Raw genomic sequence first — 11,621 nt, 5'->3', positions numbered from 1 at the left:
AGTCCGGGAGTGCGAGGCGTTGCCCGTGTCCACGCTGAGCAGATCCATCTGCCAGCTTGGCTTGCCGACAGCGGCTTCCCTGCCTGCGCCGGGCGCCTGATCGCGGACACTCAAAACCCCGAGAGAAATCCATGCCGCACGTCGTGCTCCTCGGCGATTCCGTCTTCGACAACGCAGCTTATGTGAGCGGAGGCCCGGATGTGGTCTCGCAACTTCGAACGATCCTGCCCGTCGATTGGCAGGCGAGCCTCCTCGCCGTCGACGGTAACGTCATCGCAGACGTACCGCGCCAGCTCGCAGGTCGTCCTCGGGACGTGAGCCATCTCGTGGTCAGCGTCGGCGGTAACGATGCGCTGCGTGCCGCCGCGGTGCTGGAACAGCCAGTTCAATCCGTGGCGCACGCCCTGGCTGTCCTGGCGGACGTGCGGGATCGCTTCCTCGCTGCGTACGGCACCATGCTGGACGCGGTGCAGGCGACAGGGCAGCCGGCGGCACTCTGCACGATCTACGATCCGCGCTATCCCGACCCGCAGCGGCGGCGTCTGACTGCAGCAGCTCTCGCCCTGCTCAACGACGTCATCACGCGCGAGGTCTTTGCCCGCGGCCTGCCGCTGATCGACCTGCGCGTGCTGTGCGGCGAGGACGCTGATTTTGCCAATCCGATCGAGCCCTCCGTCCAGGGCGGGTGGAAGATCGCGAAAGCCGTCGCGGCTTTCGTGCGGTCGTGCCCCGAGCATTCGGGCAGCCCGGTCTTCGCGCGCTGAGGACAGAGCGCCCGCTGCACCGTCGGTCGCCGAATCCGCGCCATGCCCTGCGCCGGATACGGGTCGTCCTGTCACTCTCCAACGGTGACGCGGCGCTTCCCTCCTTCCAAGCACCTGCGCGTACGCTCGGAACTCACCGAGCGGTTTGGCGGCGTGATGGCTTTTACCCGCCGCCCGGCCGAAGGCCTCAGGAGGAAAACGGCAGGACGGTTCGCGACCTCTACGCTCCGTGGCGGGATGGCTACCGGCGCAGCCTTGCCCGGGTTCTAACAGGAGCGCATCGTTACCCGCGCACAGGACATCGCGCTGCTCTGATCGGCCGGGTCAGTAAGAGCGAAGCCTGCCGGCCGTGCCGAGCACAGGAGCGGTCGAGCGGGCGGTCGGCGTTGTTCCTGCTATCCATGAGAATGGAAACTCAGGTTCGCGTGCGAGCGGCGTGGGCAGCAGCACGTACGACGAGGATGGGTCGGGAGCGGCACGTCTGCTTATCTGGCCGTCTGTCTCCGAAGCAGTCATTCCGCTTTCGACCCAACCCAGCCGTCCAGACTGCTGTTGGCGCTTCCATAAAGCGATCGTTCGTCAGCGAGCCAGCGACTGCGGCACTAAGTGGAAAGCCAACACGCGGGTTGCGCCTATGCACGAACCCGCTTTCGAGAAAGGGTCCTGTGTGAAGGTCGAGCACTGTCGAAGGCGTCGCTCTCAACCCATTGCTCTAAGGATTGAGCGACCTAGATCCGGCGCTCCAGATCACCAGGGATCAAAGCGGCCGGGCTGAGGCCGCCGACTGTCCATACGGTCGTAACCAATCCGGGTTAGAAGCGATCCCATGGGTTCTGCCCCCAAATTTGGAAACGTCCGGCGATGGCCGTAGGTCGCGATGTAAGCCTTGATGCCGCGCGCGGTCTCGGAATACTGCTCGTGATATGCGGCCATCTGCTTGAGCCAGCATTCATCGGGCAGGAAGATGTTACCCGTGGCTTGGCTTTTACAATCTGGCGAACCATCTACGCCTTCCATATGCCGTACTTCTTCCTCGTCACCGGCATGATCGACAAGCTTGTTGAAGGCAGACGCTCTTCCGACGTGACCGCGACCGCTCTGCAGCTAGTGCTGACCGCACTCGCCTTCAGCCTCCTTGCGTACATCCCTCAGGTAATTGCCGAGAGCGTCTCGGTCACGGAAATCTTGATGCGCCATCTGGCCGGACAACGGCTCGGACTGGCGCCGCTCTGGTTCCTCATCGCTCTGGCACTCGTGCGCATTCTATATGCTGCCGCTTCCAAGATAAGTGGCCGAGTGGTGTACTGGTCATTTCTCATTGCAGTGTTGGTGGTGTCCTGGGGTTGCGCAAAATACCAATTCCAGCCTTGGTATTTCCAATCATTATTGGGCGCGCTTCCGTTTTATCTTATTGGGCGCCTGGCAGGGGCCGAAGGGCTGAAGGTTTCCGCCTCTGCTGCCTTATGTGGTCTGGCTGCGCTCCTGACCTGCTCATCGGACAATTTCGTTCATCTCGCGGCCGGGCAATACGGAGACCTTCCGCATTTTGCAGCCGGCGCTCTCGGTGGCTGCTGCTTTGCGCTGGCTCTGGTCGGCTATTTGCGGGGCGTAGCCTTGACGGCAGCTGCTTACTTGGGGCGCCGAAGCTTCGAGTTGTTCGTTATAAGCGGCATCGTCCTTGCTGCCTCGCCGGTGATTCGGCAGCTCGACAACGCAGTGGGCCTTCTGCTTATCTTCTTGCTCGGGGTCCCTTCGCAGATCGTTCTCGCCAGATTTCTGAGGCGTCCAATTACTGCTGCTCGGCAGGCGACCGGCGTTCTCGTTGAGCTTTGGAGGCATCCGCGAACACCCCCTGCTGGCGCGTGACCCTCCTGCATGACGCGATGGTAGCCAGCCCACCGTACTGCCTGGAAGCGGACCGGCAGGAATCCACACATCTAAGACGCTCACGCGGGCCCGCGTGATGACCGAGACCAGCACAAGCGCCGATTTCTTGAAACACAATCGAACCAGACGCTTACGAAAATCTACGCTCGCGGCCACGCGACATTCCATTGAACGTCGTTGAACGTGCCCGTCCAATTCGCAGCGTAGGATGACGGCGCGGTGCCCGCCAACCGTCTTTTGCCCTTCCGCGGGCTTGCCCAGGCTCTGGACGCGTTGGCGAGCGAGCCGGCGTAGGACGGCGCTCCACCCGTCGATCCGTCGCGAGGTGCCGGCGCCCACGTGGCGCTCGGCTCGCCGTTGACCATACGGGGCGTTCCCCGTCGCATGGTCGACGGGCTATCTTTTCGCGCTCACGCAGCGTTGCCGTCGTCACGACGCTCGACCGCTGATGAAAACACCTATCCAGGCTTTGATGTGCCGCTCTCCCCGTTCGAGGCTGATTGCTCGTGAGACTTGCTCCGTGTGGAGAGTGCAAGTGTTTCGAGAGCATTCCCAAGGGCCGCGAACTCCGCGGTGTTGTCGAAGATACACCACGCGCGACGTCCTTGGATTGTCTTCTGGTGCAGGCGCTCGGCGATCCGGGTGAGAACGGGCGGCTCATAGGCCGAACGGTACATGCGTGGGGAGCCATGGAGCCGGTAATAGGCGAGATCCATCCAACCGCCGGGCCTGCCCGCCTCCGGGACGGGCGCGGGATCGGCAGCGACCCGGGCGATCGCATGGTCGCAAAGCACTTTATCGACGTCCTGGGTAAACCAAGTCGCGTGGCGCGGTTCACAGACGATGTCGCCCGCGAAGCACCGCCTGAAAGTCGCCAGAAATCGCGCGGCGGATGCGCAGTCGAACGCCAGGCTCGGCGGAAGCTGAAGCAGCAGCGGCCCGAGCTTGGACCCAAGGCCCGCTACCTCAACCAAGAAGCGGGCGAGGACCGCGTCCACATCGGTCAGGCGCCGCTCATGCGTGACGGCCCGCGGCACCTTCACGGCGAACCGGAATTCGGTCGGCACCGCAGCAGCCCATTTTTCGTAGGTTGCAACGCGATGCGGCCGGTAGAAGGACGTGTTGATCTCGACGGCGGAGAGGCGCTGCGCGTATCGCTCCAGATGGCTGCCGTCTTCCGGGAAGTGCGGCGCGTAGGTTTTCGGCAGGCTCCAGCCCGCGGTGCCGATCATGATAGACTCTGGTGTGCGCATCGGCTGCCGCGGAGGCTCGTGAGCCGCGCCCGTCAGATGCGCGGCGGTTGAACGGGTGTCGATACGCATGCGCGCGCTTGAAGAGGTCTTCGATCGCCTGCCGCAATCCGCATTCCGTCAGCGATTCCGGCTTGCGGCCGCCGACCGGACCTACCTGCGCGACAAGGGCCTCTCGACGGTTCTCGAGCATGCACGGGACTTCGTCAAACGGCGCCTCGCGCCCGCCGAGCCGATGAATGACGGCAAGCAGACGCCCTTTCGCGGTCATCCGGTCTTCACGGCGCAGCATGCGACGGCGACGTGCTGCCGTGGCTGTCTGGCCAAGTGGTACGCCATACCGGCGGGGCGGGCCTTGACCGGTTCCGAGCAGGCTCACGTGATCGAGGCGATCGCGCGCTGGCTGCGTTCCCAGAGCGTCGATGGCGCGTGACGCGACACGTTCCCGAACTGCGCTGAGACCCGCAGCGACCGGGTGGAAGGACCACGCGCCACCTGAAGAGCCAGGATCGAGCCCTGAGATCTTGGACGACTGCAGCCGGCAACTTCAAGCTTGGCGTCGCGCTGCTGCCTGTCTCGGCTTTCCCGCCACTCTGCCCCGCCGCTTCCCACGATCAACCGGCGCTTTGCCTTTTCTCGCGCCAGGGTTGCCGGCTCCGGGTCGCTCCTGCGGCGGGGGGACGTGCGCGTCGAGGAAGCGCCGGCACGCGTCGAAATCCGTCTCTGTCTCCGGCGGACAGGGGACGCCTCGCTGCTCTGCCAGACTGCGCGCGTAGCGGAGCATCGCCGCGCTCGGGATACGCCGATCGCGAGGCTCGCCGGCGCCGTCCGTCTGAGGCACGCGTGGCCCGGCATGGGTGTCCAGGAAGGATCGGCAAATGCTGATGCTGCTCTTGCAGCCGCGGGGCAGCGTCACGCCCTTTCGCTCGGCCAAGCTGACGGCAAACGACATCATGGCCGAGGTCGGCGGCCGGTTGTCGGCCTGACCGGGCGGGATGAGGCTCGGATCGAGGCTGACCACCGGTGAGTCCGCGATCGCGGCGATCAGCTCATCGAGGCGCGCGCGGGTCCGCTGCCGGAACGCGTTCGCACGATCGACGGCCTCGGCACGCGTCGCCGCGCGACCGATCTCCGCCAACTCGGCCTCGAACATGGCGCGCCCGACCGGGTCACCGTAGGCCGGGAATACGCGCCGCACCGCCGTGATGAAGGCCAGCCCCACCTCGGTCACCGCGATGGCTGGATCCTTGCCGCTGGACAGCGTGACGTAGCGGCTCTTCAGCAGCTTGGGCAGGATCGTGTCGCGGGTCGCGGCGGTGCCGAGGCCCTTGGGTTCGTTCGGGTTGACCGGATTCTCCAGCGCGCGCTTGACCGCCGGATCATCCACCTGGTCGATCAGCCGGCCCATCACCACCGGCAGCTCGCCGCGGCTGATCCGCCGCGGCGGTTCGGTCATCGCGGTTGCGACGCCTGCCTTCGTGGCCGATGCGCCCTCGCCATCGTCCACGGCCGGCAGGCGCGCGGACGTGGCCTCGGCGTCGCGCTTCGCCTTGCCGGGGACGGCGTCGGCCTCGAGGTCAGCCTCGCTGCCGTAGATCGCGCGCCACCCCGGCGCGCGTATGACGCTGCCCGACACGGCGAAGCGCTTCGTCCCCAAAGGGGTCCCGACCTCGGCCGCGACACGCGTGCGGGCATCGATGCCGTCGGGAAGGTGGGCGGCCAGATAGGCCTTCGCGACGAGTTCCCACAGCCGGAACTGGTCGGCCGAGAGGCGGCCGCGCTCAGGAACCTTGCGCAGGGGCACGATGGCGTGGTGCTCGCCCGGATCCTTGACGTAGTGTCCCTTGGCCCCGCGTCGGATCACGGGCGCCTCGGTCCCGGGTATGACGCTGCGCAGATCGGTCAGCACGGAAACCACGGCCGTCATGACCGCAGCGGCATCGCCCGCCTGTCCGTCCGGCAGGTATTCGGACTCGGTCCGCGGGTAGCTGAGATAGCCCTGATCGTACAGCTCCTGGGCGAGACCGGCCGTGTGCTGCGGATCCCAGCCGAACCGCTTGGCGCAGCGCCGCGCCAAGGTGTCTTTCGAGAACAGCCGCGGCGGCGCGCGCCGCACGTCCTTGTGTTCGACGGCCAGGGGACCCGACCACGTCGCCGCGGCGGCACGGATCGTCTCGGCGATCGCCGGGTCGAAGATCCGCTCGTTGGGCGCATGCCACAGGATCAGCTCGGCGCCGGACCGCGTGCTCAGGTGCAGGGCCACCTTGAAGAAATTCTGCGGCACGAAGGAGCGGATGCGCGCCTCCAGATCGGCCAGAATCGCGAGGGTGGGTGTCTGCACGCCGCCGAAGCGCCAGGGCTCACGGAAGGCCGGCGGGCGCAGCCGCAGCGAAATCGCCCGTGTGCCGTTCAGACCGAGGTGGTAATCCTCGTACTGCCTGCACAGCGCCTCCAGGTAGGCGGCGTAGTCGCGCTCGCCTGAACCGGGCTCCTTGGCCAGGGCCGCGAAGGCGCGGCGGATCGAGACATCGTCGAGCGCACCGAGCTTGAGCCGGTCGACGCGCCCGCGCCAGCCGAGATGCTCCAGCACCTCCCAGGCGATCATGGATCCCTCGCGCCCCGGGTCGGTGGCGATGATCACCCGCTCGACGCCGCTCAGGGCCTGCCGGATCGAAGCGATCTTCGGCGCATGCGATTGGCCGGACCGGTTCGTGCCGTGGCTGACCGGGATCGTATCGAGCACGATTGGCAAGGCCTCGAAGCGCCAGGGCTTCCACTCGGGCCGGATGCTGCCCGGCTCCTCGGCCGACAGCAGGTGCCCCTCGGCAGCCACGCAGACGGTCGTCGGCGAGCGGAAGAAGCGCTGCAGCTGACGCATGGCCGAGGGCTTCTCGAAGAAGAACAGCGTGCGACCGGAATTCGGAGGTGACATGTCGCTGACCGCGAGGACGCTCGCTGCCCTTGGCAGCGGGTTCGCATTTTGTTCTAGTCGGGCTCCGCGCGCAACAGGCACACGGGATGGGACAGCTGCCGCTCATGCCGTACGCGAGCCGATGCCGCTTTAACGGCATCAGAGATCGTGACGCAAGTCTGACGCTTCCGCCGACGCAGCGGAAACTGGATCCGGGCGAGGGGGAGCGACATGCGCGGCGGCATCGCGGTCTCTGAGGGCCTCGTCTTCGGCGTCCGTGCCGACGGTACTCTCGCCCACATCTCGGAGGTCGGCTCCGGCTTGGCGTGCGGCTGTCGGTGCCCACGCTGTGGAACGCCGCTGGTGGCCCGCAGAGGTGACCAGGTCCAACACCATTTCGGGCATCACGGCGCGGCCGGGGAGCGCTCCTGTCACGGCGGCCCGGAGACAGCGTTGCACCGGTTCGCCAAGGAACTGCTCGCCTCCAAGCTGACGCTCGCCCTGCCTCCCGTGCTCCGCGCTGGTGAGCGGCAGCCTCTTCACCCGGGCGGGCCCTGCCGGTTCGATTCGGCACTCTTGGAGCACCGGCTCGGTACCATCGTGCCTGACGTGATCGTGCGCCGAGCAGACCGGGATCTGCTGGTCGAGTTTCAGGTCACGCACGCGTGCGGCCCCGATAAGATCGCCGGGATCGCGAACCTCGGGATCGCCGCGGTCGAGATCGACCTGTCAGGCTTGCTGCAGAGCGCAGGGCGCCGAGACCTTGAGGATGCCATCCTCTCCCGGTCGCCTCGTCGATGGCTGCACAACCCGAAACTTCAACGCGTTTCCGCCGCGCTGGCGGAGACGGTCGACCGCCCCCTCCGGCCGGGCCGGACCTCTGCCGCTCTGGAGCGCGCCTACGCCGCAGCGTGTCGAGAGGTGCGCGCGATGCCTGTCGCGGGTTTGGCGCCGGCCCGGATCGCGGCCGACGGCCTGTCCCACGCCATCGGGCTTGAGGTTGCCGGGTTCGGCTGCTTCAGCGTCTCGCCTCGGGATTGGCAGGCTCTGATCCTCATGTCTGCGCTCGATCGCGCGCTGGTGCGCGGCCCCGGCGCGGTGAAGGTCGAGACGGCGCTGCGGCAGGTGCGGGAGCGGGGATGGGTGCGGCGGCGCTTCATCCGCCTTCAACCGGCCGAATTCGCGAGCTTGCGGGCCGCATCGTCCTCGTTCGCGCTGCCGGATAGGGCGATTGCGGCCTGGGCGACGGCGCTCTCGCTGCAAGGCCTTCTGATCCCGAGCGGTCGGCGCAATGAATGGATCATCCGGCGCGAGACGCTGCACTCGGCGCGGGATGCACGCCATAATGGGGCGGCGTGCCGGCGGTGATCGGCGGGCCCCAAGGCAGCCAGGACCCCGGTCCCCGTACTTGGAGCGTCCGCCTCTGGGAGGCTTCACCGGCTCAGCCAATCCCGCAGCTTGGTCCAGCGCGGCTTCATGGTGCCGCCGCGGACCGCCACTGCCACGGCCTTGCGCTGCCCGAGCAGCACCACGAGCCGCTTGCCGCGGGTCACGCCCGTGTAGAGGAGGTTCCGCGCCAGCATCGTCCAGTGCTGCATCGCCAGCGGGATCACCACCGCCGGATATTCCGAGCCCTGCGATTTGTGGATGGTGGTGGCGTAGGCCGGCACCAGCGTGTCGAGCTCGCCGTAGGGGTAGATTACCTCCCGGCCCTCAAAATCGACGATCACCGCGCCCTCGTCCACGTCGATCCGCGCGACCGTGCCGAGGTCGCCGTTGAACACCTCCCGGTCGTAGTCGTTCTGGCTCTCCATCACCCGGTCGCCCGGGGAGAAGCGCCAGCCGAAGCGCTCCACCGAGACCGGCGGGTTCGGGTTCAGCACGGCCTGGAGTTCTTGGTTGAGGTTGCGCGCGCCGAGCACGCCGCGCTGCATCGGGGTGAGCACCTGCACGTCGCGGACCGGATCGAGGCCGAACCGGGCCGGGATCCGCCGGGTCACCACCTCGATCAGCGTCTGCACCGCCGGCTCGGGCTCATCGATCGCGATCCAGTGGAAGTCGCTTTCGGCGCCGCGCGGGGCGGGCTCGGGCATCGTGCCCGCGTTGATCCGGTGGGCGTTGACCACGATCCGGCTCTCGGCCGCCTGCCGGAACACCTCGGTGAGCCGCGCCACCGGCACCGCGCCGGAGGCGATCACGTCGGCGAGCACCTGGCCGGGCCCGACCGAGGGCAGCTGGTCGACGTCGCCCACGAGGAGCAGGCCTGCATGCTCCGGGACCGCCTTAGTCAGCGCGTTCATCAGCGGCACGTCGACCATCGAGGTCTCGTCGATCACCAGCAGGTCGCAGGGGAGGGGGTTCTCCTCGTTGCGCGAGAAGCCGCCGTGCTTGGGATCGATCTCCAGCAGGCGGTGAAGGGTCTTGGCCTCAAGCCCCGTCTGCTCGCTCATGCGCTTGGCGGCCCGGCCGGTCGGGGCGGCGAGCAGCACCCGGACCCCCTTGGCCCGCAGGACCCGCAGGATCGTGTCGAGGGTCGAGGTCTTGCCCACCCCCGGCCCGCCGGTCACCACGGCGAGCTTGGCGCCGAGCACGAGCCGCACGGCCGCCTCCTGCGACGGCGAGAGCGTCTTGCCGGTCTTCTCCGCCACCCAGGGCAGGGCCCGGACGAGGTCGATCTCCGGCCAGGGCGGGCCGCCCGCCGCCCGGCGTCGGAGCCGCTCGGCGATGGCACGCTCGGCGGCGTGCAGGCCGGCGAGGAAGATGCAGGCCTTGTCGCCGATGATGTCCTGGACGACCTCTCCGGTTTCCAGCACGTCGAGAAGCGCCGTGCGGATCAGCGGCGCCTCCACCCCGAGGAGGTCGACCGCCAGCGCGACGAGCTCCGCCACCGGCAGGGCGCAATGGCCGGCATCGGTGGCAGTCTGCAGCGCGAAGGAGATCCCGGCCCGTAGGCGCTGGGGCGCCTCCTGGGTCAGCCCGAGCTTCATCGCGATGGCGTCGGCGGTCTTGAAGCCGATGCCGCGGATGTCCTTCGCCAGCCGGTAGGGATCCTCGGTCATGACCGCGATGGCCTCGTGGCCGTAGGTCTTGAAGATCCGCACCGCCCGCGCTGTCCCGACGCCGTGGGCGTGGAGGAACAGCATGATCTCGCGCACGGCCTTCTGCTCGGCCCAGCCGGCGACGATGCGGGCGGCGCGCTTGGGCCCGATGCCCTCGACCTCGGTGAGGCGGCCGGGCTCGGCCTCGATGATCTCGAAGGTGCCTTCCCCGAAGGCCGCCACGATGCGCTTGGCCATGGCGGGGCCGATGCCGCGCATGTGGCCGGAGGCGAGATACTTCTCGATGCCTTCGACGCCCGTGGGTGGCGTCACCTTGAGCGTGTCGGCCTTGAATTGCAGGCCGTGCTGGCGGTCCGTGTGCCAGATGCCGGTGGCGGTGATCCACTCGCCCGCCCCGATCGCCGGGGCGTGGCCGATCACCGGCACGAGGTCGCGCTTGCCGCGCGCCTGCACCTTGAGGACGCAGAAGCCGGTCTCCGGGCTGTGGAAGGTGACGCGCTCGATCGTGCCGGCCAGCGCCTCGACGGGCTGATGGCGGTCGACAGGCTGTGGCGTCGCGCGCTGGTTCATGCCCGGACCGGCTGCGTCCGAGAGGGCGCACCCAAGAGTTCATATCCAAGGGTTCTCACCCGAGAGTTGAAGATCGGGGCTCGCAGGAGGCGAGGCAACGGGGCCGCGGCCGGCTGATCGGGGAGGGCGCCGCGACCCGTCGTCACGTGCGGGAACCCTGCCGGATGTCGCGCCGATCGGGTTCCTCGCGCACGGCGTGGTCGAGCCACGCCGCGGGCGCGGGGTGACCGCACCGCCGGTGCGCTGGGCTCCGGCTCGGTTTGCCGATGCAGACGACAAATCTTACCTAGCCGGCCGGGATGTACTCGATTGTCCGCAATCAATACGTGTCTTAAACGCTGACTTCCCGGTGTTGTACGAGCAGTTTTGTATGGAACCCTTTTCCGCGCTTGCCGTTGCTGCCTTCGATTGAACTCAGGAGGCTAACCAATGCGGAACATCATTCTCTCGGGCGCCCTGTTCGCGGCTCTGTGCGGTGCGGCGAGCGCCGAGGAGACCACCGTCGTTCGCCGGGACGGGCCCGCCGTCGTCGATCACCGCGACACCACGGTCGAGCGTCGTGAGGTCACCACCGGCAGCGTCGATTGCGGCTCGAAGACCGTCCACAAGGAGGACGGCATGGGCAACTCCAAGACCGTCCACAAGGAAGGCTGCAACTGAGATCCCGCGGCTCACATCGTTCTGACGCTCACGGAGACTCACACATGACCAACAAGCTCCTCCTCGCGCTGGCGACCGCCGGCCTCTTCTCCCTGCCGATGGCTGCCCAGGCGCAGGGCACCCTGCGCGGGGCCGCCGAAGGCGCCGAGGCGGGCTCGGCGGCAGCGGGCCCGGTCGGCGGCATCGTCGGCGGCGCGGTCGGCGCGGCCACCGGTACGGTCGGCGGAATCCTGGGCGTTGACGACCGCCCGCGCTTCCGCAGCTACGTCCGCGAGCGCGGCGCGCGCTCCTACAGCTGGGGCGGCCCGGTCCGGGTCGGCACCGTGCTGCCGGAGGACAGCGTGACCTATTACGACGTGCCCAGCGAGTACCGGGTGCGTCCGGGCTACCGCTACACGATCGTGAACGACCAGCCGGTCCTGGTCGATCGCACCCACCGCATCGTCGAAGTCATCGACTGACGATCGACGGATAGGTGGCGGGCGCCGGACCTTCCGGCGCCCGCCACCCGGACGGCCTG

At 67.7% G+C, this 11,621-nt stretch carries 9 protein-coding genes; 6 read left to right on the top strand and 3 right to left on the bottom strand.

The features are described from left to right. Positions 1-131: 131 nt before the first annotated feature. Together ABIE45_RS02940 and ABIE45_RS02935 are read left to right on the top strand one after the other, a co-directional pair. On the top strand, positions 132-764 hold the full coding sequence (locus ABIE45_RS02940; protein ID WP_192711077.1) for a GDSL-type esterase/lipase family protein: 633 nt from the start codon (positions 132-134) through the stop codon (positions 762-764). A gap of 861 nt (positions 765-1,625) precedes the next feature. Next, positions 1,626-2,630 (top strand): acyltransferase family protein, encoded by a 1,005-nt coding sequence (locus tag ABIE45_RS02935; RefSeq protein WP_192711076.1) that lies wholly within the window; start codon positions 1,626-1,628, stop codon positions 2,628-2,630. A 479-nt stretch (positions 2,631-3,109) separates the two neighbouring features. On the opposite strand, the gene ABIE45_RS02930 is transcribed toward ABIE45_RS02935, so the two are convergent. Further along, entirely contained in the window at positions 3,110-3,904 is a 795-nt protein-coding gene (locus ABIE45_RS02930; RefSeq protein WP_192711114.1) for a DUF72 domain-containing protein, read from the bottom strand. Positions 3,905-3,971: 67 nt separating this feature from the next. Here ABIE45_RS02930 and ABIE45_RS02925 point away from each other — a divergent pair, with 67 nt between their 5' ends. After that, positions 3,972-4,334, top strand: coding sequence for a DUF4186 domain-containing protein (locus ABIE45_RS02925; protein WP_192711075.1), 363 nt, complete (start codon positions 3,972-3,974; stop codon positions 4,332-4,334). 114 nt (positions 4,335-4,448) lie between these two features. Here the strand turns inward: ABIE45_RS02925 and ABIE45_RS02920 are convergent, their stop codons facing one another. After that, on the bottom strand, positions 4,449-6,833 hold the full coding sequence (locus ABIE45_RS02920; protein ID WP_192711074.1) for a DNA topoisomerase: 2,385 nt from the start codon (positions 6,831-6,833) through the stop codon (positions 4,449-4,451). Between the two features lie 432 nt (positions 6,834-7,265). Here ABIE45_RS02920 and ABIE45_RS02915 point away from each other — a divergent pair, with 432 nt between their 5' ends. Further along, the gene (locus ABIE45_RS02915; protein ID WP_373622114.1) at positions 7,266-8,180 is read left to right on the top strand and encodes a hypothetical protein; all 915 of its coding nucleotides are present in this window, start codon (positions 7,266-7,268) and stop codon (positions 8,178-8,180) included. 65 nt (positions 8,181-8,245) lie between these two features. On the opposite strand, the gene ABIE45_RS02910 is transcribed toward ABIE45_RS02915, so the two are convergent. Next, positions 8,246-10,441: an ATP-dependent RecD-like DNA helicase gene (locus ABIE45_RS02910; protein WP_192711072.1), complete on the bottom strand. Its 2,196-nt coding sequence runs from the start codon at positions 10,439-10,441 to the stop codon at positions 8,246-8,248. 429 nt (positions 10,442-10,870) lie between these two features. Here ABIE45_RS02910 and ABIE45_RS02905 point away from each other — a divergent pair, with 429 nt between their 5' ends. Together ABIE45_RS02905 and ABIE45_RS02900 are read left to right on the top strand one after the other, a co-directional pair. Further along, positions 10,871-11,101 (top strand): hypothetical protein, encoded by a 231-nt coding sequence (locus tag ABIE45_RS02905; protein ID WP_192711071.1) that lies wholly within the window; start codon positions 10,871-10,873, stop codon positions 11,099-11,101. A 44-nt stretch (positions 11,102-11,145) separates the two neighbouring features. Continuing rightward, complete coding sequence (locus ABIE45_RS02900) at positions 11,146-11,562, top strand: DUF1236 domain-containing protein (protein ID WP_192711070.1); 417 nt, start codon at positions 11,146-11,148, stop codon at positions 11,560-11,562. Positions 11,563-11,621 lie beyond the last annotated feature (59 nt).

The sequence above is a fragment of the Methylobacterium sp. OAE515 genome (assembly GCF_041806315.1).
GTDB lineage: Bacteria > Pseudomonadota > Alphaproteobacteria > Rhizobiales > Beijerinckiaceae > Methylobacterium > Methylobacterium tardum.
This window is presented reverse-complemented; position numbering and strand designations above follow the sequence as displayed.

Bases quoted from the DNA above. Each gene is read 5' to 3' on its own strand.
- ABIE45_RS02940 (WP_192711077.1), top strand. From the start codon at position 132: ATGCCGCACGTCGTGCTCCTCGGCGATTCCGTCTTCGACAACGCAGCT.
- ABIE45_RS02935 (WP_192711076.1), top strand. From the start codon at position 1,626: ATGGCCGTAGGTCGCGATGTAAGCCTTGATGCCGCGCGCGGTCTCGGA.
- ABIE45_RS02930 (WP_192711114.1), bottom strand. From the start codon at position 3,904: ATGCGCACACCAGAGTCTATCATGATCGGCACCGCGGGCTGGAGCCTG.
- ABIE45_RS02925 (WP_192711075.1), top strand. From the start codon at position 3,972: ATGCGCGCGCTTGAAGAGGTCTTCGATCGCCTGCCGCAATCCGCATTC.
- ABIE45_RS02920 (WP_192711074.1), bottom strand. From the start codon at position 6,833: ATGTCACCTCCGAATTCCGGTCGCACGCTGTTCTTCTTCGAGAAGCCC.
- ABIE45_RS02910 (WP_192711072.1), bottom strand. From the start codon at position 10,441: ATGAACCAGCGCGCGACGCCACAGCCTGTCGACCGCCATCAGCCCGTC.
- ABIE45_RS02905 (WP_192711071.1), top strand. From the start codon at position 10,871: ATGCGGAACATCATTCTCTCGGGCGCCCTGTTCGCGGCTCTGTGCGGT.
- ABIE45_RS02900 (WP_192711070.1), top strand. From the start codon at position 11,146: ATGACCAACAAGCTCCTCCTCGCGCTGGCGACCGCCGGCCTCTTCTCC.